The 23,878-nt window shown below is 66.0% G+C and carries 21 protein-coding genes; 7 read left to right on the top strand and 14 right to left on the bottom strand.

All coding sequences use genetic code 11. The annotated features are described in order from the left end of the window. Positions 1 to 9 precede the first annotated feature (9 nt). The 4 genes from metG to DK847_RS10960 are packed head-to-tail and all read left to right on the top strand — an operon-like array spanning position 10 to position 5,622. The gene (gene metG, locus DK847_RS10975; protein WP_111198544.1) at positions 10 to 1,557 is read left to right on the top strand and encodes a methionine--tRNA ligase; all 1,548 of its coding nucleotides are present in this window, start codon (positions 10 to 12) and stop codon (positions 1,555 to 1,557) included. Then, the gene (locus tag DK847_RS10970) at positions 1,557 to 2,351 is read left to right on the top strand and encodes a TatD family hydrolase (RefSeq protein WP_193548193.1); all 795 of its coding nucleotides are present in this window, start codon (positions 1,557 to 1,559) and stop codon (positions 2,349 to 2,351) included. Before metG ends, DK847_RS10970 begins: the two co-directional genes overlap by 1 nt. Continuing rightward, positions 2,348 to 3,142: an MBL fold metallo-hydrolase gene (locus DK847_RS10965; RefSeq protein ID WP_111198543.1), complete on the top strand. Its 795-nt coding sequence runs from the start codon at positions 2,348 to 2,350 to the stop codon at positions 3,140 to 3,142. Before DK847_RS10970 ends, DK847_RS10965 begins: the two co-directional genes overlap by 4 nt. Positions 3,143 to 3,156: 14 nt before the next feature. After that, positions 3,157 to 5,622, top strand: coding sequence for a hypothetical protein (locus tag DK847_RS10960; RefSeq protein WP_111198542.1), 2,466 nt, complete (start codon positions 3,157 to 3,159; stop codon positions 5,620 to 5,622). 306 nt (positions 5,623 to 5,928) lie between these two features. On the opposite strand, the gene DK847_RS10955 is transcribed toward DK847_RS10960, so the two are convergent. Next, a complete protein-coding gene (locus DK847_RS10955; RefSeq protein WP_111198678.1) occupies positions 5,929 to 6,663 on the bottom strand; it encodes a class I SAM-dependent methyltransferase in 735 nt (244 codons plus the stop codon). A 75-nt stretch (positions 6,664 to 6,738) separates the two neighbouring features. On the opposite strand from DK847_RS10955, the gene mazG reads away from it, so the two are divergent. Then, on the top strand, positions 6,739 to 7,512 hold the full coding sequence (mazG, locus tag DK847_RS10950) for a nucleoside triphosphate pyrophosphohydrolase (protein ID WP_111198677.1): 774 nt from the start codon (positions 6,739 to 6,741) through the stop codon (positions 7,510 to 7,512). Positions 7,513 to 7,646: 134 nt separating this feature from the next. On the opposite strand, the gene hflX is transcribed toward mazG, so the two are convergent. The 7 genes from hflX to dusB all read right to left on the bottom strand — a co-directional run bounded on the left by hflX (position 7,647) and on the right by dusB (position 16,649). Then, positions 7,647 to 9,029 carry a GTPase HflX gene (gene hflX, locus DK847_RS10945; protein WP_111198541.1) on the bottom strand — a complete coding sequence of 461 codons (1,383 nt, stop codon included), beginning with the start codon at positions 9,027 to 9,029 and terminating at the stop codon, positions 7,647 to 7,649. Continuing rightward, the gene (gene hfq / locus DK847_RS10940) at positions 9,026 to 9,271 is read right to left on the bottom strand and encodes an RNA chaperone Hfq (RefSeq protein WP_111198540.1); all 246 of its coding nucleotides are present in this window, start codon (positions 9,269 to 9,271) and stop codon (positions 9,026 to 9,028) included. The genes hflX and hfq overlap by 4 nt, the downstream gene beginning before the upstream one ends. Before the next feature lie 76 nt (positions 9,272 to 9,347). Further along, on the bottom strand, positions 9,348 to 10,739 hold the full coding sequence (gene ntrX, locus DK847_RS10935) for a nitrogen assimilation response regulator NtrX (protein ID WP_111198539.1): 1,392 nt from the start codon (positions 10,737 to 10,739) through the stop codon (positions 9,348 to 9,350). A 17-nt stretch (positions 10,740 to 10,756) separates the two neighbouring features. After that, on the bottom strand, positions 10,757 to 12,985 hold the full coding sequence (locus DK847_RS10930) for a sensor histidine kinase NtrY-like (protein WP_111198538.1): 2,229 nt from the start codon (positions 12,983 to 12,985) through the stop codon (positions 10,757 to 10,759). A 72-nt stretch (positions 12,986 to 13,057) separates the two neighbouring features. Continuing rightward, positions 13,058 to 14,500 carry a nitrogen regulation protein NR(I) gene (ntrC, locus tag DK847_RS10925; RefSeq protein ID WP_111198537.1) on the bottom strand — a complete coding sequence of 481 codons (1,443 nt, stop codon included), beginning with the start codon at positions 14,498 to 14,500 and terminating at the stop codon, positions 13,058 to 13,060. Continuing rightward, entirely contained in the window at positions 14,497 to 15,642 is a 1,146-nt protein-coding gene (locus DK847_RS10920) for a two-component system sensor histidine kinase NtrB (RefSeq protein ID WP_204508302.1), read from the bottom strand. Before DK847_RS10920 ends, ntrC begins: the two co-directional genes overlap by 4 nt. Continuing rightward, positions 15,639 to 16,649 carry a tRNA dihydrouridine synthase DusB gene (dusB, locus tag DK847_RS10915; protein WP_111198536.1) on the bottom strand — a complete coding sequence of 337 codons (1,011 nt, stop codon included), beginning with the start codon at positions 16,647 to 16,649 and terminating at the stop codon, positions 15,639 to 15,641. Before dusB ends, DK847_RS10920 begins: the two co-directional genes overlap by 4 nt. Positions 16,650 to 16,758: 109 nt before the next feature. On the opposite strand from dusB, the gene DK847_RS10910 reads away from it, so the two are divergent. Beyond that, positions 16,759 to 17,928, top strand: coding sequence for a bifunctional 2-C-methyl-D-erythritol 4-phosphate cytidylyltransferase/2-C-methyl-D-erythritol 2,4-cyclodiphosphate synthase (locus tag DK847_RS10910; RefSeq protein ID WP_111198535.1), 1,170 nt, complete (start codon positions 16,759 to 16,761; stop codon positions 17,926 to 17,928). 145 nt (positions 17,929 to 18,073) lie between these two features. Beyond that, positions 18,074 to 18,568, top strand: coding sequence for a CinA family protein (locus tag DK847_RS10905; protein ID WP_111198675.1), 495 nt, complete (start codon positions 18,074 to 18,076; stop codon positions 18,566 to 18,568). On the opposite strand, the gene DK847_RS10900 is transcribed toward DK847_RS10905, so the two are convergent. The 6 genes from DK847_RS10900 to DK847_RS10875 form a co-directional block, all read right to left on the bottom strand. Next, positions 18,547 to 19,014: a type II toxin-antitoxin system RatA family toxin gene (locus DK847_RS10900; RefSeq protein ID WP_111198534.1), complete on the bottom strand. Its 468-nt coding sequence runs from the start codon at positions 19,012 to 19,014 to the stop codon at positions 18,547 to 18,549. The genes DK847_RS10905 and DK847_RS10900 overlap by 22 nt on opposite strands. Then, the gene (gene lipA, locus DK847_RS10895) at positions 19,014 to 19,958 is read right to left on the bottom strand and encodes a lipoyl synthase (protein WP_111198533.1); all 945 of its coding nucleotides are present in this window, start codon (positions 19,956 to 19,958) and stop codon (positions 19,014 to 19,016) included. The genes DK847_RS10900 and lipA overlap by 1 nt, the downstream gene beginning before the upstream one ends. A gap of 9 nt (positions 19,959 to 19,967) precedes the next feature. Next, a complete protein-coding gene (locus tag DK847_RS10890) occupies positions 19,968 to 20,258 on the bottom strand; it encodes a GlsB/YeaQ/YmgE family stress response membrane protein (RefSeq protein ID WP_245414587.1) in 291 nt (96 codons plus the stop codon). Between the two features lie 79 nt (positions 20,259 to 20,337). Then, complete coding sequence (gene lpdA, locus DK847_RS10885; RefSeq protein WP_111198673.1) at positions 20,338 to 21,777, bottom strand: dihydrolipoyl dehydrogenase; 1,440 nt, start codon at positions 21,775 to 21,777, stop codon at positions 20,338 to 20,340. A gap of 163 nt (positions 21,778 to 21,940) precedes the next feature. Then, positions 21,941 to 22,579, bottom strand: a complete 639-nt coding sequence (locus DK847_RS10880) for an SGNH/GDSL hydrolase family protein (protein WP_111198532.1) — start codon at positions 22,577 to 22,579, stop codon at positions 21,941 to 21,943. Between the two features lie 8 nt (positions 22,580 to 22,587). Next, positions 22,588 to 23,877 carry a pyruvate dehydrogenase complex dihydrolipoamide acetyltransferase gene (locus tag DK847_RS10875; protein WP_111198531.1) on the bottom strand — a complete coding sequence of 430 codons (1,290 nt, stop codon included), beginning with the start codon at positions 23,875 to 23,877 and terminating at the stop codon, positions 22,588 to 22,590. Between the last annotated feature and the right edge of the window lies 1 nt (position 23,878).

Here is a 23,878-nt window from a genome sequence, read left to right as displayed (position 1 = left end):
TCGAAGAACATGTCGAAACCGAAATTCTACATCACCACGGCCATTCCCTATGCCAACGGCGCACCGCATATCGGGCATGCCTATGAGCGCATCGCGACCGATGCCATCGCCCGCTTCAAGCGGCTCGACGGCTATGACGTGCTGTTCGTCACCGGCATGGATGAGCATGGCCAGAAGATGCAGCAGACGGCGGCCCGCGAGGGGATCACGCCGCAGCAGCTCGCTGACCGCACCGCCGCGCAGTTCGAGGCCATGGGCGAGGAGCTGAACGCACGCGCCGACGACATTCTCCGGACGACCGAACAGCGCCACAAGGACTCGGTGCAGGAAATCTGGCGCCGCATGGCCGCCAACGGCGACATCTATTTGTCCAAGTATTCCGGCTGGTACTCGGTGCGCGATGAGGCCTATTACGGCGAGGACGAGATCGAGGAGCGCGACGGCCGCCGCTTCGCCATCAAGACCGGCACCCCGGTCGAATGGGTGGAGGAGGAAAGCTATTTCTTCAAGCTCTCGGCCTATGCGCCGAAGCTTCTCGAACTCTATGAAAAGCGCCCCGATTTCATCGTGCCGGAGCATTACCGCAACGAGATCGTGGCCTTCGTGAAGCGCGGCCTCAACGATCTTTCGATCTCGCGCACCACCTTCGACTGGGGCGTGCCAGTGCCGGATGACCCGAAGCACGTGATGTATGTCTGGGTCGATGCGCTGACCAACTATCTCTCGGCCACCGGCTTCCCCGACACCCATGCGCCGCGCGCCGCGTTCTGGCCGGCCTCCGCCCATGTGATCGGCAAGGACATCACGCGCTTCCACGCCATCTACTGGCCGGCCTTCCTGCTCTCCGCCGGGCTCCCCGTGCCGGACCAGGTGGTGGTCCACGGCTTCCTGTTCAGCCGCGGCGAGAAGATGTCGAAATCGGTCGGCAACGTCGTGTCGCCCGCCGCCTTGGTGAAGGCCTATGGGGTTGACCAGACACGCTATTTCTTCCTACGCGAGGTTCCCTTCGGCCAGGACGGCAATTACAGCCACGAGGCCATCGTCAACCGCATCAATGCCGACCTCGCCAATGACCTCGGCAACCTCGCCCAGCGCTCGCTGTCGATGATCGCCAAGAACTGCGGCGGTGTCGTGCCGACACCGGGCGCCTTTACGGACGCCGACCGGGAGATCCTGGCGGCCGCCGACGGCATCCATGCGGAGGCGCGGGCGGCGCACGAGACCCATTCCATCAACAAGGCGCTCGATGCCATCTGGCGTGTCGTGGCGGAGGCCAACCGCTACTTCGCGGGGCAGGAGCCTTGGGCGCTGAAGAAGACCGATCCCGCCCGGATGGAGACGGTGCTCTACGTGACGGCCGAGGTGCTGCGCATCATCGGCATCATGGCGCAGCCCTACATACCAACATCGGCAGCATCGCTTTTGCAACTTTTGGGCATCGAAAACAACGCCAGAAGCTTCGCTGATCTCCACAAGCGGCTGGTGCCCGGAACACCGCTCCCGGCACCGGCACCCATCTTCCCGCGCTATGTGGAAGAAGAGGCGGCGAAGGCCTGATGCTGGTCGTCGACAGCCATTGCCACCTCGATTTCGAGGGGATGGAAGAGCAACTGCCGGCCATCCTGGCGCGCGCCGAGGCTGCCGGCGTGGGGTTGATGGTGTCCATCTCCTCGCGCGTGCGCAGCTATGACAATCTCCGCCGCATCGCGGAAGAAAATCCCAATGTTTTCTTCACGGTGGGAACCCATCCTCACAACGCGCACGAGGAACTCGGCGTGACGGCGGAAGAACTCGTCCAACTGGCGCAGCACCCGAAGTGCGTCGGTATTGGCGAGGTCGGCCTCGACTATCACTACGACCTGAGCCCACGCGAGGCGCAGGAGGCCAACTTCTTCGTCCACATCCACGCCGCGCGCCGGTCCGGCCTGCCGCTGGTGATCCACAGCCGGGAGGCGGAAGACGACACAATCGCCATCCTCGAGGAGGAGTTCGCCCTCGGCCCCTTCGTGCCGCTCCTGCATTGTTTCACATCGCACCGCCGGCTGGCGGATTTCGCCGTGAAAATAGGAGGTTACGTCTCCTTCTCCGGCATCCTCACCTACAAGTCGGCGGAGGACCTGCGGGAGACGGCGGCAGCCCTTCCATTGGACCGCATCATCGTCGAAACCGACTCGCCCTACCTCGCCCCCTTGCCCTACCGGGGCAAGACGAATGAGCCTGCCTTCGTCGTCAAGACGCTGGAAGTGCTGGCAAAGACCCGTGGCCTGCCGGTCCCTGAGATGGCCCGCATCACGTCGGACAATTTCTTCCGGCTGTTCTCCAAGACCCCGCGTCCCGCCCGCTACGCATGACGCGCCGGATCACCATCCTCGGCTCCGGATCCTCCGGCGGGGTGCCGCGGGTGGGCAACGACTGGGGCAAGTGCGATCCGGCCGAGCCGAAGAACCGCCGTCGGCGCTGTTCGGCGTTGGTGACGCAATCGGGCCCGGCTGGCGAAACCCGTTTGCTCATCGATACTTCGCCCGATCTCCGTGAGCAGATGCTGAGCTCCGGAACGCGCGACATCGATGCCGTGCTCTACACCCATGAGCATGCCGACCACACCCATGGCATCGACGACCTGCGCGCCTTCTTCCTGCTGAAGCGCAAGCGTGTGGAGGTCTGGGCCGACGACGCCACCGGGCGGATGCTGACCACCCGCTTCGCCTATTGCTTCTATTCGGCACCCGGCAGCGATTACCCGCCGATCATCAACCTCAATGCCATGGAGGCCGGAACGCCGGTGACCATCGACGGAGCAGGGGGCGCCCTCACGGCCATGCCCTTCCAGGTCCATCACGGCACCATCGATGCCTTGGGATTCCGCTTCAACGACATGGCCTATACCCCTGATATCGATGGAGTTCCTGACGCGAGCCTCAGGAATCTCGAGGGTCTCGACCTGTGGATCGTCGACGCCCTGCGGCGCACCCCGCACCCCAGCCACTGGAGCCTGCCGCAGACGCTGGAGTGGATTGCGCGGATGAAGCCGCGGCGGGCCATCGTCACCAACCTCCACGTCGATCTCGACTTCGCCACACTTCGGGAGGAACTTCCCGCTGGCGTCGAACCGGCCTATGACGGGCTGGAACTTTCTTTCTGATCAAGGGACGGATCATGATGAAATCCTTCGCAGCGAGCCTTACCGCGCTGGCGCTGCTGGCTGGCCCCGCCTTGGCCCAATCCAGCTGTGACCCGGCCAAACTGGCCGACGCAATCGATCGATATGCGCAGGAACCCTTCAGCGCCCGGTCATGGCGCGTGGTGCAGGGACTGGGTGACCCGATGCTCGAGCCCGGCTCCGCCGATGCCGATACCTGGGCCCAGCAGGAGGAATGGCGCAAGCTGACGAGCGCAATCCTGCCCGATCAGCAGGACCTGCAGAATGTCGGCTGGAGCTGCCGCATCGGCTATCCACTGTCGGTGCTGAAGACCCGCATCGACCAGTTGGGAGCGCAGGATCCCTATGTCAAACAATGGCTTCTCGCCCAGCAGCAGGTGATCCGCGCCTGTTCCGGCGATGATGGCGAGATCAGCCTGCCGGAACCCTTGGCCGATGCGCCGGCCGTGGCCAACCGGCAGAAGGCCGACCGCGCCTACCAGGAGGCCTCGATCGCCTTCTACCGCGACAGGCAGAAGGCCATTCCGCTGTTCAAGGCGATTGCCGCCTCCACCTCCATCCACCGGGCAGCGGCGGCCTATAACGTCGCCAACCTCCTGGCCAACGCCAAGCAACCGGTGGAGGCGCGTATTGCCGCCGACGCCATCCTGGCCGACCCGTCCATGGCATCGGTGCACGAGATCACCCGGCAATTGCTGGGCTACATTGCCAACCAGGAGGACACGGCCCAGGGCTGGACCGGCCTGATCGACGGCGACATCGCCATACTGGAAACGCCGGCGGCCCAGATCCTGGCCGATGACGGAATGAAGCGCCAGTATAGCATCGCTCTCTATGACATTGATTTCGTGGGGATCCGCAAGAAGGAAGGTGACTGGTGGCTGGACGGCACGCTGCCCGCCGACGCGACCATTTCGAAATCCATCGTCGATGCCTCCCGCCAGCACCCCATGGCGCTGTGGATGATGGCGGGCCAGACCGCCAACGAGAAATACCAGATGGCACCCTGGAGCCTCGTCGGCACCAAGTGGCAGGACCGCATGGCGCAATATGTCGGCAAGGCGCTGGCGGTGCAGCCAACGGGCGCGAAGCTGCAAGGTCCGGCCCTCGCCATGCTCAAGGCGCTGGCCGCGCGCCCGGACGATGCAAGCCGTGCCGAACTCTGGTCTGAGGCCAGGCAAGCCCTTGATACGGCGGAAAACAGCTGCGGTGCGGCGCCCGAGACGGCGGCCGCTGGCCTGCTGCTGAACCACGCCGTGCGCCTCTCGGCGCTGGCCGGGAAATATGACGAGGCGGAGCAGGGGCTTGCCGCCGCCCCCGCCAAGACGTCCAAGGCCTATGCCGGTGCGCTCTACAATCTGGCTCAGTATCAGGCCGCGCAAGGTGACACTGCCGCGTCCCGCAAGCTGCGCGATGCGCTGATCACGCCGGAGCTGCTGAACGGCATGTCCGGTGATGACCGAATGGTTGATCGCAATCGGTTTTCGGCCCTGCTTGCCTATGTGGCTGAAGACCAGGCACAGTGGAAGGATGCAGTGCTCCGCAATAGTGACCCGGGTTCCGACATCACCTTCAACTTCCTTCCCACCAAGTCCTTGTGGGCCCTGGCGGATGACCAGAGCTTCACGCCGCGCGACCGGGCGCTGTTCGCGCGCGCCGCCTGGACCAGGGACTATGGCCTGGTGCGCAAGGTGGATGGTGAGCACCTGGCCAAGCTCCATGCCTTGAACCCTGAAATCAAAGCGATATTCGACCAGGTGAAGGTGGATTACCCGGCGATCTCGCCCCGCAACCAGCGCCTGTTAACCATATTGCGCAGCCCGCCGCACAACATCCTCGTGTCGATGCCCGGCGGCTGGCAGAACGAGTCGATCAGGCCTGACAGCTTCACCGAGATCGATGGCTGGAACCCCAATGACAAGAACTGGTGGTGCCCCTACGAGCCCGACCGGCAGCTGGGCGCCATTCGCAAACAGGCTGACAATACAACGGGATTTCCGGATTACTTTGACTGGATTTCGAAGCGGATTGCAGACGTCTATGACCCGGCGCTGCGCGAACCGCTGGCCGAAAGGCGCGACGCCGTGCTGAACAAGCATCCCATGGTCAGGTCGGTCGACTGGAAGGAGCTGCGGGCACTGTCGCGGATGCCGCAGGGTCCGGAGCGGCTGTCGCGCGCTGCGATTGACTGGGGCAAGGCCTCCAAGGGCAAGGATGGTGCGCCGGAGGCGCTGGCGCTGGCCGTGCGGACGACGCGCTACGGCTGCAACTGGCACGGCGGGCACGCGGCTTACTCGAAGCCAGCCCAGCAGCTGCTGGCGACGAAGTTCGCCGGCACCGAGTGGCAGAAGCAGACGCCTTACTGGTTCGACTGCCGCCGGACCATGTGGAACAAGGACTTCACCGAGAAGGTGACGACCTGCGAACCGATGACCTGGCCGAAGCAGGCGCCACTGAAGTGAGATATACGGAGATCAGCCCAAGCCATTGGTGGGGGCTGATTTCCGAGCCTTCTCGATAAGGGCTGAAATATTCCATAATATATATTATGCGAATGATGGATAAGTAGTCCTGGAGTGTTGTGCGGGCTTGCGCCTGACCCGGGTGTGCGTCTCCCCTGGCACCCGGCGATGCCTGCCTCTTGCGTCCGTCAGCCCCCACAATCCCGTCACCCCAGCGAAAGCTGGCATCCAGCTTTCCACGCGGTTGATGCCTGAAGCTGGGCCCCAGCTTTCGCTGGGGTGACGGAGCAAGGAGGAAACTCAGCTTTACGCCAACCGGCCGATCGGGATGATCTCCGGCGAGGTTTCGGTCCAGGGGTTTCCGGACCAGTCTCCCAGCCACTGGTCGACCTGCAGGCCCGCCTCCGCGATGCGCTGGGCGATGTCGTTTCGGGATGCAAAACGGATGCGGGATGTTGCGTTTTGGATGTTGCCCGATTGATCGCGGTAGCATGTCTGGTACGTCACGATCCCGGTTGCGAAATCCATGCTCACGTCGTTCCAGGCGGTGATGCGGCCGAGCGCCGGGTGGTCGAATGACCGCTCGGTCAGTTCGGGCGTCCACTCCCGCCACTCCTCCCGCGCCGGGGTGCGGCTGTCGAAGACGAAGCGGCCCTGAGGCGCCAGATGGGCGGCAATCGTGTCACAGAGCGCGCGCTGGTCGGCGTCCGTCAGCAGGCACTGGAAGGCGTGGCCGGTCATCACCACGAGGTCGAAGCGCCGCCCCAGCCGCACGCTGCGGCCGTCGGCCTCGACCCAGGTGACGGCGGAGCCCCCGGGACGCGCCCGGGCCACGTCCAGCATGGCGCCCGCCGGGTCCACGCCCCAGACCTGCCGCCCCGGCCCCAGGGCCGCCGCGAGGAGCCCCGTGCCGCAGCCGAGGTCGAGCACGCTCGCCGCCTGCCCCGCCAGCGCGAGGCAGTAGCGCGTGTCGTCGCCCCAGCCATTCTCCGCGTCGTAGAAGCGGACGAGATCGGGGTCCTCGAAGAGCCTGTCCTGCATCATCTCCCGGTAGCCCTTTTGCGCCGGATCGGCTAGTCCCCGGCCATGACCCAGAACACCGACAACCCCGCCGCCATGGACCCCCGCAAGATCGAGACGCTGCGCGCCATCATGAAGGCGCTGCGCACGCCGGTGACCGGCTGCCCGTGGGACCTTGAGCAGGATTTCGCGTCGATCGCGCCCTATACCATCGAGGAAGCCTATGAGGTGGCGGATGCCATCGAGACAGGCTCGCGCGCCGAGCTCTGCGAGGAGTTGGGCGACCTCCTCCTGCAATCCGTCTACCACGCGCAGATGGCGGACGAGGAAGGAAGCTTCAGCTTCGACGACGTGATCGAGGCGGTGAACAAGAAGATGATCCGCCGCCACCCGCATGTGTTCGGTGACGACGAGGCGCGCTCGGCCACACTCGCGAAGGGCTTCTGGGAGGACCGCAAGGCGGAGGAGCGCAAGGGCAAGCCGAAGCAGGGCACGCTCGCCGGCATTCCCCTCGCCCTGCCCGGCCTGACGCGCGCGGTGAAGCTGCAGGCCAAGGCGGCGAAGGTGGGCTTCGACTGGCCCTCGGTCGAGAATGTCTATGACAAGATCGCCGAGGAGATCGCGGAGTTCCGCGCGGCACCGGAGGACAAGAAGGCCGAGGAGTTCGGCGACCTGCTCTTCGCCATGGCCAATGTGGCGCGGCATCTGGGGATCGATCCCGAGGCGGCCCTGCGCGGGACGAACGCGAAGTTCGAACGCCGCTTCGGCCATGTGGAGGCAAGGCTGGCGGAAATGGGGAAAGAGCCGAGGCAGTCCAGTTTGGAAGAAATGGACGGGCTGTGGGACGAGGCGAAGACGAAGGGGTTGTGACCCCCAAGGACCGTCACCCCGGCGAAGGCCGGGGTCCCGCTTTGATTCAGGAAGCGGGGTGAGGAAGCGGGGTCCCGGCTTTCGCCGGGATGACGAATGAGAGGGAGACGCCTCGCGGGAGAGGACGAGAAAGATTACTCCGCAGCCACCTTCTTCTGGCCCAGCAGCTTCATCGCCGTGCCGAAGCGTGCCTGCGCCTGGCCGGCCTTGTCGGCCGTGAGGCGGACCTTCATCAGGATGCGGCCGTCCTCGAAGTTCCTCCGGCTCAGCACCTCGCCGCGGTCGTGGAGCCAGGCCTGGCCCTGGCCGTCCTCGGGGTCGAGCATCACTTCGTAGATCGTGTCCTCGGCGCCGAGGCGGCCTTCGATCAGTTCGAGCAACGGGCCCAGCCCCTCGCCCGTGACGGCGGAGACCAGCACGGTGCCGGGCCGGCGCAGCGCCTGCGCCTCGCGGGCGGCGCGTTCCTCCGGCGGCAGGAGGTCGAGCTTGTTCCAGACCTCGATGATCTGCGCGCGGCGGAGCTCATCGATGCCGAGTTCCTCCAGCACGCGGTTCACGTCCTCGGCCTGGGCCTCCGAATCCTCATGCGCAATGTCGCGCACATGCAGGATGACGTCCGCCGAGAGCACCTCTTCCAGCGTGGCGCGGAAGGCGGCGATGAGCGAGGTGGGAAGATCGGAAATGAATCCCACCGTGTCGGAGAGGATGATTTTCCGCCCATGCGGAAGCGCGATCACCCGCATGGTGGGATCGAGTGTGGCGAAGAGCAGGTCCTTGGCGAAGACCTCCGCCCCGCTCAGGCGGTTGAACAGCGTGGACTTGCCGGCATTGGTGTAGCCGACGAGGGCCACCACCGGATAGGGCACGCGCGCCCTGCCCTTGCGGTGCAGTGCGCGGGTCTTCACCACGCTCTCGAGCTGGCGCTCGATGCGGCTGATGCGCTCCTGGATCAGGCGGCGGTCGGCTTCGAGCTGGCTTTCACCCGGGCCGCCGAGGAAGCCGAAGCCGCCGCGCTGGCGTTCGAGGTGGGTCCAGGAGCGGACGAGACGGCTCTTCTGGTATTGCAGATGCGCGAGCTCGACCTGCAACGTGCCTTCACGCGTGGACGCACGCCGGCCGAAGATTTCGAGGATGAGGCCGGTGCGGTCCAGCACCTTGGCGCCCCAGTCCTTCTCGAGGTTCCTCTGCTGGATGGGCGAGAGCTGGGCGTTGACGACGACGAGCTCGGCCTCGGTCGCCTTCACCCGCTCGGCAATCTCTTCCACCTTGCCGGAGCCCAGCAGGGTTGCGGGCTTGGGCGCGGTGACGGGGGCGATGATCGCCTCTTCCACCTCGAGGTCGATGGCGAGTGCGAGGCCCACGGCCTCCTCCAGCCGCGCCTCGACGGCGCGGTCGGAGCTCGGCGGTGCATTGCGGTCACGCCGGTCGACGTGGAGGACAATCGCGCGGGTTGCGGCCTTGCCTTCGATCTGGAAGTCGACGCCGCCGCCCGCTCCCCTCTTGCCACGCGTGGTCAACCGCCTGCCTGCTCCTCGTCGAAGAGGCTGATCGGGCCGCCGGGCATGATCGTGGAGATTGCATGCTTGTAGACCAGCTGCGACATGCCGTCCCGGCGCAGCAGGACGCAGAAGTTGTCGAACCAGGTGATGACGCCCTGCAGCTTGACGCCGTTGACGAGGAACACCGTCACCGGAATCTTCTGCTTGCGCACGTGGTTGAGGAAGGTGTCCTGCAGGTTCTGTTGCTTTTCTTGGGCCATCTTTTTTTGTCCTGTTCTCTTGCTTGGGCCGTGGCGGCGGGGATCAGACTATCACGAAATGTTCAGTTGGAAAATTTCACAGTTCCGTGTCCTCCTCGCTGCGGCCGGTGAGGCCGAGGAGCTTGATCTTGCGGTGCAGCGCCGAGCGCTCCATGCCGATGAATTGGGCGGTGCGCGAAATGTTCCCCCCGAAGCGCCCGAGCTGGGCGGTGATGTAGTCCCGCTCGAAGGCCTCGCGCGCCTCGCGCAGCGGGTGGACGAGCAGGTGCTCGATGCCGAAGGTGGCAGCCGCCGCACCCGCGCCCCCGGTGTCCGAGGGCAGCATCGAGGCGGTGATTTCGGAGCTGCCCTCGCCGCTGGCGAGGATCAGGATGCGCTCCACGTTGTTGCGCAGCTCGCGCACGTTGCCGGCCCATTCGCGCGTCTGCAGCACGGCAATCGCGTCCTCGGCGAACTTGCGCATCGGCTGGCCGGACGCAGCGGAATAGCTCTTGGTGAAGTGATGGATGAGGTCGGGAATATCCTCCCGCCTTTCGGTGAGGCCCGGCACCTGCACGGGTACCACGCCGAGGCGGTGATAGAGGTCCTCGCGGAAGCGGCCGACCTGGATGAGGCCCGGCAGGTCGCGGCTGGTGGAGGAGACGACACGGATGTCGACCTTCACCTTCTTCGCGCCGCCCACCCGCAAGAAGGTCTGGTCGACCAGCACGCGCAGCACCTTGCCCTGGGTTTCGAGCGGCATGTCGGCAAGCTCGTCGATGTAGAGCGTGCCGCCATGGGCTTCCTCCAGCGCGCCGACGCGCCGGGTGGCGCCGCTGCCGTCCTCGACGCCGAACAGCTCCTCCTCCATGCGCTCGGGCGCCATGGCGGCGGCGCTCAAGGTGACGAAGGGACCGTTGGCGCGCAGCGACAATGCATGGAGCGTGCGGGCGGCGAGCTCCTTGCCCGCACCCATGGGCCCGGTGATCAGCACGCGGCTGTTGGAAGGCGCGATCTTCTTCAGCAGCTGGCGCAGCTGACGCATGGCGGCGGAATTGCCGAGAAGTTCGGTCTCGGCACCCGAGCGGCCCTTCAGCTCCTCGTTCTCGCGCTTCAGCCTGGAGGTTTCGAGCGCACGGCCGACGACGAGGATCAGGCGGTCGGCCTTGAAGGGCTTCTCGATATATTCATAGGCGCCGCGCTTGATGGCGGCGACCGCCGTCTCGATGTTGCCGTGGCCGGAGATGATGATGACCGGCACCTCCGGGTGCTTCTCCTTGATGATGTTCAGGAGATCGAGGCCATCGAGCTTCGAGCCCATCAGCCAGATGTCGAGGATGATGAGGGAGGGACGGCGCTGCGCCACCTCGGCAAGTGCGGCGTCGGAATTATGCGCGAGCCGCGTCTCGTAGCCCTCGTCCTCCAGGATGCCCGCGATGAGCTCCCGGATGTCGGCCTCGTCATCGATGATGAGGATGTCAGCTGCCATTCAAGGTCCCTGCACTTTCATTCCGCCGCACTCGAATGGGCGGCGATCTTGTCGAAAAGGAGTGTGACGCGCGCGCCCTGGATGCCGTCGGCCATCGGCGCATCCTCGAGCACGAGGCGGCCGCCATGCTCCTCCATGATGCGCTTGACGATGGCAAGCCCGAGGCCGGTGCCCTTCTCGCGCGTCGTCATGTAGGGCTCGGCCAGGCGGTGGCGGTTCTCGCGCGGGAGCCCGATGCCATTGTCGGTGACGCGGATGAAGGGGTGCTCGTCATTGACGCCGGCGATGACCTCGATGTGGCCGCGCGGCTCCGGCTGGTTCTGCAACCGGGTCTCGATCGATTCACGCGCGTTCTTGACCAGGTTGGTGATGGCCTGGGTGATGAGGCGCCGGTCGAAGGGAAAGACGAATTCGCCGTGGCTGACATCGAGCTCGATGTCGATGTCGGAGGAAGAGACGCGCTGCAGCACCGTTGCCTCGCGCACGATGGAGGCGAGCTCCTGCGGCTCGGGGATCGCCTTGGGCATGCGGGCGAAGGAGGAGAACTCGTCCACCATGCGGCCGATGTCGCCGACCTGGCGGATGATGGTGTCGGTGCACTGGTCGAAGACGTGCTTGTCGGTGTGGATCTGGCCGCCATATTTGCGCTTCAGGCGCTCGGCCGAGAGCTGGATGGGCGTCAGCGGGTTCTTGATCTCATGCGCGATGCGGCGCGCGATGTCGGCCCAGGCGGAGTTGCGCTGGGCGGAGACGAGATCGGTGATGTCATCGAAGGTCAGCACATGGCCGTGCGAGGCGTCTTCCGAGCTTTCCGTGGTGACCCGCGCGAAGAGGCTGCGGCTTTCGCCCTTCCTTTCGATGTCGACCTGGCCTTCGGCGAAACCCGAGGGCCTGGTGAGCGCCTGTTCGAAAATCGGCAGGAAGGGCTCCAGCGCCACTTCTGCGGGCTCGCCGATAAGCTCGTTCTCGCTGCGGCCGAGCAGCGTGAGGCCGGAGCGGTTGACCAGCGAGATGCGGCCCGAGGGATCGATGCCGATGACGCCCGCGCTCACCCCCGCCAGCATCGCCTCGGTGAAGCGGCGGCGCGCATCGATGGCGTCGCTGGCGGCAACGAGGTCGTCACGCTGCTGCTTCAGGTGGTCGGTCATCAGGTTGAAGGTATTGGACAGGGTCTGCAGGTCCTTCGGACCCTCGACCACCGTCACCTTGGCGTCGAGCTCGCCGCCCGAGACGCGGCGTGCGGCGTCGAGCAGGCGCACCACGGGCGCCACCACCTTGTCGGAGAACCACAGGCCTACCCAGATGGCGGCGAGCAGCAGGATGAAGCCGACGAGCGCGAACATCATGCCGAAGGTGAGCTGGACGCCGAGACGCTGCGACATCAGCCGGTCGTATTCCTTCTTCGCCTCCTGGGCGTCGCGCAGCTGCTTCTGGATCGACGGGTTGATGATCCGGTAGACCATCAGATAGGCATCGCCGAAATTGGGGAGCTTGATCAGCCCGCGCACCACGTTGCCGCCCTCGCCCGGCTGGATGACGACGAGCTCGCCCTTGTCGGCCTGTTCGAGATAGGTCTTGTTGGGCGGGAAGAACGAGAAGGTTTCGCGCGCCACGACGCGGGCGATGAACTCCTGCTTGCCATCCTTCTGCTTGGCGGGATCGAAGATGAAGATGGCGGGAAGGCCGTGCAGCAGAGCATGGTTGGCGACGCGGCGGATGAAGTTGTTGGGCTCCTTGTCGAAGAGTTCGCGGTGCTGCGACAGGTCGGCGGCGATCTGCGCCACGTCGTTGCGGACCGCCTCGCCATGGTCGTGGACGTAGGTTTCCGCAACGTAGACGGCGGAATCGACGATGGCGCGGGTGCGCTGCGAGAACCAGGCATCGAGGCCGCGATTGAGCGTGACCGTGGCGAAGACCGCCACCACGATGGCCGGCACCACCGCAATGACGCTGAACAGCGAGACGAGGCGCAGCTGCAGCGAAGCGCCGGGCGTGCCGTTGCGCCGCTCGATGAGCAGGAACAGGATCTGGCCCAGGATGAGCAGCGCCAGCACCAGCAGCACCGCGCCGTTGAGCAGCATCAGCAGGAAGGTGTTGTCGGCATTGGGCGTGATCGGCGTCATGCCGGTCAGGATCGCAAAGGTCGCAAGGCCGCAGGCCACGCCGGCGAGGACGAGCACGAACCCGGTCACGCCGGTGAAGCGGCGGACGCGGTCGAGCAGCCGGCGATGCGTTCGTTCGATCATGCAACCTGTTCAGCAGAACCTGTTGCCGGAAATCAACAGTAAATGTGTCCTATTTGCGACAGTGCCGTAGCGTCAGCCAAGGCCGCGCACCACTTTCACCTGGCGGTCGCGCAGCTTCACCCGCAGCGTGTTGCGGTTGATGCCCAGCAGCTCGGCGGCGCGGAGCTGGTTGCCGGCCGTGGCGGCCAGCACGGCGCGCAGCAGGGCAGGCTCCACATCGGCCAGGATGCGCTCATAGAGCCCTGCCGGCGGCAGCCCGCTGCCGAAGCTGGCGAAATAGCGCGAGAGGTAGTTCTCCATGAATTCCGGCAGGCTGGCGCCCGAGAAGTCCACCTGCTCGGCGGCCTGCTGCGGCGGCGCCGCGGCGAGCTCGCGCTCGATGGCAGAGGACGGGATCGTGTCCTCGATTTCGATGGCGACGAGGCGGCGCAACAGGTTCTCGAGTTCGCGGACATTGCCGGGCCAGCGGTGGGCCTGCAGCCGCTCGATCGCCTCACGCGACAGGTCCTTGCGCGGCAGGCCCTCCTTGACGGCCTGGGCGAGGAAGTGGCGCACGAGGTCCGGAATGTCTTCCGAACGCTCGCGCAACGGCGGAAGCCGCAGCGGCACCACGTTGAGGCGGTAGAACAGGTCCTCGCGGAAGCTGCCCTGGTTGATGAGCTGGCGCAGGTCGCGGTGGGTGGCGGTGATGATGCGGACATTGGTCTTGATCGGGGCATTGCCGCCCACCGTGGTGTATTCGCCCTGCTGGAGGACACGCAGAAGGCGCGTCTGGGCCTCGAGCGGCATGTCGCCGATCTCGTCGAGGAACAACGTTCCGCCCTCCGCCTGCTCGAAGCGGCCGGCCATGCGCGAGGTAGCTCCGGTGAAGGCACCCTTCTCATGGCCGAAGAGCTCCGACTCGATCAGCTCACGCGGGATCGCCGCCATGTTGACGGCGACGAAGGGACCCTTGCGGCGGCGGCCATAGTCATGCAGCGCGCGGGCGACCAGTTCCTTGCCGGTGCCGGACTCGCCCACGATCATCACGGTCAGGTCGGTCTGGGTGAGGCGCGCGATGATGCGGTAGATCTCCTGCATCGCGGGCGAGCGGCCGACGATGGGCAGCTGTTCCGACTGGCTGGCGCCATTGGCCGGTGCGGGCTTCTGCGACTGTTCCAGCGCGCGTCCAACCGTCTGCACGAGCGCGTTGAGGTCGAAGGGCTTGGGCAGATAGTCATAGGCGCCGCGCTCGGCCGCGGTGATGGCCGTCATGATGGTGTTCTTGGCGCTCATCACGATGACGGGGAGTGTCGGCCTCAGCTTCTTGATGCGGGGGATGACGTCGAAGGCGTTCTCGTCGGGAAGGACCACGTCGGTGATGACGGCATCGCCCTGCCCCTCGGTGACCCAGCGCCAGAGCGCGCCCGCCGTGGCGGTGGAGCGCACGGCATAGCCCGCACGGCTCAGCGCCTGGCTCAGCACGGTGCGGATGGCGCTGTCGTCATCCGCGATCAGGACCGTCTTGCCGCTCATGCGTTGTCTCCATCAAAATCACGGGGGGCCGCGGTGCCGCGCAGCATGGGCAGCAGCACGCGGAACGTCGTTCCGCGCTCGCGGCCCACGCATTCGATGATGCCGCCATGGTCGCGCACGATCTTGGCGACCAGCGCGAGGCCCAAGCCCTTGCCGCCGGGCTTGGTGGTCACGAAGGGGTCGAAGATGTTGGGGCGGAGTTCTTCCGGCACGCCCGGCCCCGTGTCATGCACGCAGACCTCGAGGGGAAGCGTGATGCGCTCCTGCGTGCCGGGCACGGTGAGGCGGATGCCGGGCCGAAAGGCCGTGGTGAGCAGGATCTCGCCCGCCTCGCCATTGTGCTGGATCGCCTCCGCCGCGTTCTTGGCGAGGTTGAGGAAGACCTGGACCAGCTGGTCCTTGTTGCCGAGCACGGGGGGCAGCGAGGGGTCGTAATCCTCGCGCACGCTGACGCCCTGCCCGATCCCCGCGGTGACGAGGCGCTTCACGCGCTCCAGCACGGCGTGGATGTTGACCGGGCTCTTCTCCAGCGGGCGTTCGTCGGAGAAGACCTCCATCTGGTCCACGAGGTCGCGGATGCGGTCGGTCTCCTCGCAGATCAGGCGGGCAAGCGCCCGGTCATCGGAATTGAGCGTGGGTTCCAGCAGTTGTGCGGCACCACGGATGCCGGCGAGCGGGTTCTTGATCTCATGCGCCAGCATGGTGGCCATGCCGGAGACGGAGCGCGCCGCCCCGCGCGACGTCAATTGCCGGTCGATCTTGTGCGCCATGGAGCGCTCAAGCAACATGAGTATCACGTAGCGCGGATCGTCGTGCATGAGGGTCGCCTGCACGTCGACCAGGCGCTCGCCGCCCAGCCGCGGTGTTCCCACCGCGACGGAATACTCGTTGACCACACCCGCACTGGCGCGGGCCTGCGCGATGGAGCCGAAGACCGGGCTCGAGAAGGGCACGAGGTCGGAGAGCTTGTGGCGCAGCAGCACGTTGCTGGAGGCCTGGAAATAATCCTCCGCCGCGACATTGGCGAGGCAGATGCGCTCCTCGGCATCAAGCACGATGAGCGGGTTGGGCAGCGCATCCACCACCGCCTTGGGCATGGGCGCATCGGGTGCGGGCGGACGTTCCTTCAGTGGCGCATTCATGCCGCGGACCTTTCCTGGACGGTGTCGTAGAGCGTCAGCAGGCCCTCGCGCACCGCGCCATTGTCGTTGCTGCGGAGCAGCGTGGCGCGCCAGTGCGACGCCTGCTCCGCCGTGATGTGGTTGCGCTCGGCGAGCCTCGTGATGGCCCAGCCGATGTGCTTGCGGGCCACGCGGTTGCCGTGATGGGCACCATGGGCAAGGAGGATGCGCTCGTGGTGCTCGGCCACGATGCGGGCCTCCTCGTCGAGGGCTGGCTCCGTACGGCCCGTGCCCTCATCGAGGCCCTCGGCGATGACGCCGGGCCACCAGGGGCGGCCATAGGCGCCGCGGCCGATCATCACGCCATCGGCCCCTGACCTCGCCAGCATCTCGCGCGCGTCGTCCACGGAGGCGCCGTCGCCATTGGCGATGAGCGGGATGGAGATCACTTCGCGCACGCGCGCGATCGCCGACCAGTCGGCCTTGCCGCCATAGAACTGGCAGCGGGTGCGGCCATGCACGGTGACGAGCTGCACACCCTGGGCTTCGGCGCGACAAGCGAGTTCAGGCGCATTCAATGAAGTGTGGTCCCAGCCCAGCCGCATCTTGAGCGTGACGGGCACGGAAGAGGCCTGCACCGTGGCCTCGATCAGCTTCTCGGCATGGTCGAGATTGCGCATCAGGGCGGAGCCGGAGAGGCCGCCCGTCACCTCGCGCGCCGGGCAGCCCATGTTGATGTCGATGATCTCGGCACCCATGTCCTGCGCCACGCGGGCTCCTTCCGCCATCCAGTGCGGTTCGCGGCCGGCGAGCTGGATGACGAAGGGCGAGAGCTTCTCGGCGCCGAGCGCGCGGCGCAGCATGTCGGGCCGCGCGTTCACCAGTTCCTCGCTCGCCACCATCTCGCTCACGACAAGGCCGGCGCCATGTTCATGCGCAACCGTGCGGAAGGGTTCGTCCGTCACGCCCGACATGGGGGCGAGGAAGACCCGGTTGCGGGTCTCGATGGGGCCGATCTTGATGCCCATTTTTTAATCAGCCACCTGTGCTGTATAATTTAGAGGCAACATAACCCGATGTTGCATTGCGTCAAGAGCCTTTGTTGCAGGGGTGTCAACCGCTTGCTACAGCAGGCTCATGACAGTTGCGGCAGTGATCGTGGCCGGTGGCTCCGGCCTGCGCGCAGGGGGCGAACGCCCCAAGCAATACCAGCTGATCGGGGGCCGCCCGGTGATCTGGTGGACCTGCCGGGCCTTCCTCGAGCACCCCGCCGTCGCCCACGTCCAGCCCGTCATCGGCGAGGGCCACGAGGCGATGTTCGCCGAGGCCGTGAAGGGCCTCGACATCCCGCTTCCCGTCATCGGCGGATCGACCCGGCAGGAGTCCTGCCGCATCGGCATCGAGGCCGTGGGGCGGCACAAGCCGACGAAGGTGCTGATCCATGACGCGGCACGGCCCTTCGTCTCCGCCGCTCTCATCGACAACGTGATCTCGTGGCTCGACCGCTTCCCGGCCGCCGTTCCCGGCATGCCGGTGGCGGAAACGCTGAAACACGCGCCCGGCGGCCTGGTGAGCCGCACGGTGGACCGCGCTGGCATCTGGACCGCACAGACGCCGCAAGGCTTCCTCTATGACGGGATCCTCGCCGCCTACCGCAAGGCGGAGGCCGAGCAGACGCAGGGGCTGACGGATGATGCCTCGGTTGCCGAGCATGCCGGCATTGCCGTATCGATGCTGGCGGGCGAGACGGAGAACCGCAAGCTGACCACTGCCGACGACATCGTGACTGCCGACCGCGAGATGACCGGCCGCGAGCTGGCCCAGCGCCCGGACGTGCGCGTGGGGCAAGGGATCGACGTCCACCCCTTCGATGATGGCGATGCGGTGATCCTCTGCGGAATCGCGATTCCCCATTCGCAGAAGCTCAAGGGCCATTCGGACGCCGACGTGGCGATGCATGCGCTCACCGACGCCATCCTCGGCACCATCGGCGAAGGCGACATCGGCACGCATTTCCCGCCCTCCGACCCGCAATGGAAGGGAGCGCCGTCGCGCATCTTCCTGGCGAAGGCGGTGGAACTGCTGGAAGCCAGACGCGGCATCATCGCCAATGCCGACATTACGATCCTGGCTGAGGCGCCGAAGATCGCACCGCACGTCGCCGCGATGCGCGCCTATCTCGCGCCGCTGCTGCACGTGGACGGCTCGCGCATCGCGGTGAAGGCGACGACCATGGAAAAACTCGGCGCCATCGGCCGCAAGGAAGGCATCATGGCCTATGCGACGGTGACGGTGCGGTTGCCGTGAGGCTCTGTCTTCAGGTCGCACCACATTGTTCCGTCATCCCGGCGAAAGCCGGGACCCCGCTTTCTGTCCACGTGGTTCCCGAACAAAGCGGGGCCCCGGCTTTCGCCGGGGTGACGGAAGTTTGGAGGGTCGGAACGTGAGCACCATGTTCCCCCCCGACCTCACTGCCCGTGCCGCGTCCCTCATCGACCGCTGCCGCCGCAGCAAGCTCATGCTCGCCACGGCGGAGAGCTGCACCGGTGGGCTGATCGCGGGGCTCGTCACCTCCGTCGCCGGATCATCCGACGTGCTGGACTGCGGCTTCGTCACCTATTCCAATGCGGCGAAGACGCGGATGATCGGCGTGCCGGCGGAGGTGATCGCGCAGCACGGCGCAGTGAGCGAAGCCGTGGCACGCGCCATGGCGGCGGGCGCGCTTTCCAACAGCGCGGCGGATGTGGCCATTGCGGTGACGGGTGTCGCCGGCCCCGGCGGCGGTACGGCGGCGAAGCCCGTGGGGCTGGTGCATTGTGCGGCCGCGCGCCGCGGCTTTGCGACGGTACATCGCGAGCTGCGCCTCGGCGACATCGGGCGTGACGCCGTGCGGCTCGAGACGGTGCGGGTGGCGGTGGAAATGGCCTACGAGATCGCCGGGCCGTAGAGCTGCCTTGCGCGCTCTTCGAAGGCGGACATGATCTTGCGCACCGCCATGTCGAACATGCCGGACAGGACCATCTGCAGCATCTTGCTTTTCAGCGTGTAGTCGACGGTGAAATTGATGTCGCAGCGCCTCTCCCCCGTTGGCACAATCTTCCACTCGGAGACGAGGTGCTTCACCGGCCCCTGGTCGGACCGCGCGGTGACGGTGAGGGCTGCGGGGTCGACGGTGACGCGGCTCGTCATCACCTCCTCGATGCGGAGCTTGTCATAGGCGACGGTAAGCTCGCCCTCGAAATGCTCGCGGCCCTGCTCGTCCATCCTCACCCCGCGCACGAGGGAGCGCTTCACCAGCGGCAGGAACTCCTTGTACTTCGCCACGTCGCGCGCGATGGCGAAGACCTGTTCCGCCGTATAGGGAACGCTCCGGCTGACGCTGAACTGGGGCATCAGCCGCGCTGGGCCCGGGCGGCACGCAGCCTTGCGAAATCATCGCCCGCATGGTGGGAGGAGCGCGTCAGCGGCGTTGCCGCCACCATCAGGAAGCCCTTGGCATAGGCGATGGTCTCGTAGCCCTTGAATTCGTCGGGCGTCACGAAACGGTCGATCGCCGCGTGCTTGCGGCTGGGCTGGAGATACTGGCCGATGGTGATGAAGTCGATGTCGGCCGAGCGCATGTCGTCCATCACCTGCATCACCTGCTCGCGCGTTTCGCCCAGGCCCACCATGATCCCGGACTTGGTGAACATCGAGGGGTCGAGTTCCTTCACCCGCTGCAGCAGGCGCAGGGAGTGGAAGTAGCGGGCACCCGGGCGGATCTTCAGGTAAAGCGACGGCACGGTTTCGAGATTGTGGTTGAAGACGTCGGGCTTCGCCGCAACGACGATTTCGAGCGCGCCATCCTTCTTGAGGAAGTCCGGCGTCAGCACCTCGATGGTGGTCGCGGGCGAGGCCTTGCGGATCGCGGTGATGACCCGGGCGAAATGCCTTGCACCGCCATCGGCGAGGTCGTCACGGTCCACCGAGGTGATGACGGCATGCGACAGACCCATGCGGGCCACCGCATCCGCCACCTTCTCAGGTTCGTCGGCGACGAGGGCCTCGGGCAGGCCCGTCTTCACGTTGCAGAAGGCGCAGGCCCTGGTGCAGGTGTCGCCCATGATCATGAAGGTGGCGTGCTTCTTCGACCAGCACTCGCCGATGTTGGGACAGCCCGCCTCCTCGCAGACGGTCACCAGCTTGTTGTCGCGCACGATCTTCTGCGTTTCCGCATAGACCGCCGAACCCGGCGCCTTGACCCTGATCCATTCCGGCTTTCGCAGGATGGGCGTGTCGGGCTTGTGCGCCTTCTCGGGGTGGCGCGGCTTCGGCTTGTTGTCGACGATGGTGACCATGGGCCCGTTCTATCTGCCCCGCACGAGGCGCAGCAGCCAGATCAGCACCACCGCGCCGACTGCGGCGACGATGAGGTTGCCCCAGAACCAGCCACTGAAGATCTCGCCCAGCTGGATGCCCAGCGCATTGGCGAGGAAGGCGCCGATATAGGAGCCGACGATGCCGATGACGATGTTCATCAGCAGGCCGTGGTTGGTCTTCATCACCTTGTCGGCGATGATGCCCGCGAGGGCACCGATGAACAGCGTGCCGATCCAGCCGACGCCGCCGCCGAGGTCCATGAGGTGGTTGGGTTCCATGTGTCTTTCTCCCGTCCCTTGATGTTGCAAAGATAGGCCCTGCCCGCCGCGCCATCAAGCGCCGGGGCAGCAGGCCTCCTCACATGTGGATGACGCGGCCATAGGCGTCGAGCACGCTCTCGTGCATCATTTCCGACAGGGTCGGATGCGGGAAGACGGTGTGCATCAGCTCCTCCTCGGTGGTCTCGAGGCCCATGGCGACGACGAAGCCCTGGATCAGCTCGGTCACTTCCGCCCCCACCATGTGGGCGCCCAGAAGCCGGCCGGTCTTGGCGTCGAAGATGGTCTTGACCAGGCCCTGGTCCTCGCCGAGCGCAATGGCCTTGCCATTGGCGAGGAAGGGGAAGCGGCCGACCTTCAGTTCATAGCCCGCCGCCCTGGCCTTGGCCTCGGTGAGGCCGACGCTTGCAACCTGCGGGTGGCAATAGGTGCAGCCGGGGATCTGCTCCTTCTTCATCGGGTGGACGTCCAGGCCCTTGATCTTCTCGACACAGATGACGCCCTCATGCTCCGCCTTGTGGGCGAGCATCGGCGGGCCCGCCACGTCGCCGATGGCATAGACGCCCGGGACGTTGGTGCGGCCATAGCCGTCGATCACGATGCAGCCCTTCTCGGTCTTCACACCCAGCGCCTCGAGGCCGAGGCCCTCGATATTGCCCTGGACGCCAACGGCGGAGATGACGCGATCGACGGTCAGCTGCTCCGACTTGCCGCCGGCCTCGATCGTCGCGGTGACGCTGTCGGCGGCCTTGTCGAGCTTGGTGACTCTTGCGCCGAGCTTGAACTTGATGCCCTGCTTCTCGAGCTGCTTCTGGGCGATCTTGGAGATCTCGGCGTCCTCGACAGGCATGATCTGGTCCATCAGCTCGACGACCGTCACGTCCACACCCATGGCATTGTAGAAGGAGGCGAACTCGATGCCGATGGCGCCGGAGCCGACGACGAGCAGCGACTTCGGCATGGCCTTGGGCACCATGGCCTCGAAATAGGTCCAGACCAGCTTGCCGTCGGGCTCGAGGCCCGGCAGCACGCGCGGACGCGCACCCGTGGCGATGATGATGTTCTTCGCCGTGTAGGTGCCCGGCCCCAGCTTGTCCTTGGGCGCCGGGTTCTGCGGCTGGACGGCGGGCTTCGATGGTGCCGAGACCACGATCTCGTTGGGCTTCGTCAGCTTCGCCTCGCCCCAGATGACGGTGACCTTGTTCTTCTTCAGCAGCATGGTGACGCCGCCGTTCAAGCGGCCCGACACGCCGCGCGAGCGCTGGACCATCGCCGCGGGATCAAACGAGATGTTGTCCGCCGAGAGGCCGTAGTTCTTGGCGTGCTTCATGTAGTGGTAGATCTCGGCCGAGCGCAGCAGCGCCTTGGTCGGGATGCAGCCCCAGTTGAGGCAGATGCCGCCCAGGTGCTCGCGTTCCACGACTGCCGTCTTGAAGCCGAGTTGCGCCGCGCGGATCGCCGCGACATAGCCGCCGGGGCCGCCGCCGATGATGATGATGTCGAAGTTCGTGTCGGCCATGGTCTGCTCCTCGTCATTCACGCCCGCAAAGGATGGCCGGGACGGGCCCGGCCATGATGGGGCAATAGCATTTCATCATGCCCGGGCTTGTCCCGGGCATCTGTTCCCTGTCCGCCGCCCTCAAAGGATGGCCGGGACACGCCCGGCCATGATGAGAGTGGGGTCAGAGAGACAAAATCCGCTTCACCACCGGCACCAGCGCGGTGCCGATGGCCCTGGTGTTCTCGGCGTCGAGATGCCCGCCGTCGGTCTTGTCGGCCCTGGCCACCGTGCCGGCGTCGAAGAAATGGACGCCCATCTCCTCCGCCACGCGGGCATAATGCTTGCCAAACTGCTTGGACTCCGCGATCGCATGGCCCCAGAGGTCGTTGAACCATTCATCCTCCGTCGGCACGAGCGCCGGCGGGGCGACGATCAGCACCTGCGGGCGCGGCGCCCAGTCGAGGAACGGGAAGGTCTGGACGATCTGCACCAGCCGCGCCATGCCCATCGAGGCATCGAAGGCGCGGCAGCGGTTGGCGAACTTGATGTCGTTGGTGCCGAGCAGGACAATGACGAGATCCAGCGGCGTGTGGGTGGAGAGCAGAACGGGAAGCACATGCGAGCCGTTGCGGTCATCCGGCGTGGTCGGATCGTCGAACACCGTGGTGCGGCCATTGTGGCCTTCCTCGATGACGCGGGCCTTGCCCTTAAGCCCGGCGGCCAGCACATTGGGCCAGCGCACGTCGAAGGGGTGGCGCTCGAAACTCCCGGCGATGAAGCCCCAGGTGAGGCTGTCGCCGAAGGCGAGGATGGTCTTCATCTCTCGCCTCACACCAGCATCAGGCCGGGTTCTTCGAGATAGGACTTGATGGCGCCGATGAATTCCGCGCCAAGTGCGCCGTCGATGCAGCGGTGGTCGGTGGAGAGCGTGATGGTCATCTGCTGCTCGATGACGATGTCGTTGCCGCGCACCACCGGGCGGCGCTCGCCCGAGCCGATGGCGAGGATCGAGGCATGCGGCGGGTTGACGATGGCGGCGAAGCTCTTGACGTTCATCATGCCCATGTTGGAGACGGCCGCCGAGCCGCCGGTATATTCCTCGGGCTTGAGCTTGCGGTTCCTGGCGCGCGCCGCATAGTCCTTCATCTCGGACGAGATCTGGGCGAGGCCCTTGAGTTCCGCCGAGCGCACGATGGGGGTTATGAGGCCGCCGGGGATCGACACCGCCACGCCGATGTCGGCGTGCTTGTGCTTCACCATGGCGCTCTCGGTCCAGGTGACGTTGGCGTCCGGCACCTTGATCAGGGCCATGGCCATGGCCTTGATGATGAAGTCGTTGACCGAGATCTTCCAGAGGGGCTTGCCCTCCTTGTCCTTCGGCGCCTGAAGGTTCAGCCGCTCGCGGAGTTCGAGAAGGTGATCGAGGGTCACATCCACAGAGACATAGAAATGCGGGATGGTCTGCTTCGACTCGGTCAAACGGCGGGCGATCACTTTCCGCATCGAGTCGTGCGGCACGAGTTCGTAGGAACCCTCGGCGAAGAGCTTGAGCACCTGCTCGTCCGACGGCGGAGTCGCCATGGCGGGGCCAGCGGATTTCGCTGCGGCGGGTGCCGCACCGGGCCTGGCGTTCTCGACGTCCTTCAGCACAATGCGGCCGTGCGGGCCCGAGCCGAGAAGCGCCGCGATGTCGAGGCCCTTCTGCCTGGCCACGCGGCGGGCGAGCGGCGAGGCAAAGACACGGGCGCCCTCGGGTTTCGCGGCAGCGGCGACAGGTGCTGCCACGGGAGCAGCGGGTGCTGCGGCAGCAGGCGCCGGCGCGGCAGCAGCGGCCTGCGGCGCGGCGGCGGGCTTCGGCGCATCACCCAGCTTCTCGCCCTCTCCGAGGATCACGGCGATCGGGGTGTTGACCAGCACGTCGTCGGTGCCGGCGGGGATCAGCAGCTTGCCGACGGTGCCCTCATCGACGGCTTCGACCTCCATCGTGGCCTTGTCGGTCTCGATCTCGGCCAGCACGTCGCCGGACTTGACGGCGTCGCCCTCCTTCTTGAGCCACTTGGCAAGCTTGCCCTTCTCCATGGTGGGCGACAGGGCGGGCATGAGCACGTTTACGGGCATC

It is taken from the genome of Aestuariivirga litoralis (genome assembly GCF_003234965.1).
Classification (GTDB): domain Bacteria; phylum Pseudomonadota; class Alphaproteobacteria; order Rhizobiales; family Aestuariivirgaceae; genus Aestuariivirga; species Aestuariivirga litoralis.
The sequence above is the reverse complement of the archived record's forward strand: the minus strand, read 5'-3'. Positions and strand labels throughout refer to the sequence as shown.